The sequence below is a fragment of the Corallococcus sp. AB030 genome (assembly GCF_003668965.1).
GTDB classification, from domain to species: domain Bacteria; phylum Myxococcota; class Myxococcia; order Myxococcales; family Myxococcaceae; genus Corallococcus; species Corallococcus exiguus.
The window spans coordinates 1-446 of sequence record NZ_RAWQ01000498.1; the positions used below are offsets into that span (position 1 = coordinate 1).

General features: G+C 76.0%; 1 pseudogene. It reads right to left on the minus strand.

Annotated features, from left to right (window positions below):
- Positions 1 to 411 (minus strand): annotated as a pseudogene (locus tag D7Y15_RS43785) (hypothetical protein); the annotation flags it as partial.
- Positions 412 to 446 lie beyond the last annotated feature (35 nt).

Sequence of the window (446 nt, forward strand, 5' to 3'; positions counted from 1 at the left end):
CCCCACCAGCGTGGCCGTCAGCACGCCCGTGGCCTCCGGCCGGTAGGACAGCCGGACCGGGACCTCGCCCGGCGCCATGCGTGTGGGCAACCCGGACGCGGAGAACGGGGCCGCCAGCGCCGTCCACTCCACGTCCAGCGTCGTCCGGCCCGCGTTCACCACCCGGAGCTCCACCACCCGCTCCACCCGGGGGTAGCTGGCCGGGAACGTCACGGCCTCCTGGGAGACCCGCAGGAGGCTCCGGGCGCCCGTCAGCGGGGGTTCGTCCCGGCAAGCGCTTCCGAAGGCCAGGAGGGCCGCCAGGGCCATCGCCAGGGCCACCGGCCGGCCCGGCACCGACCCCGGGGACACCGTTGGAGCCTCCGGAAGGCCCTTCAGGCCCCCACTGCCCACCGTCCGCGTGCGCGCCATCGAGCCCTCCTGCCCCTGCCTTTACACCCCTCTCC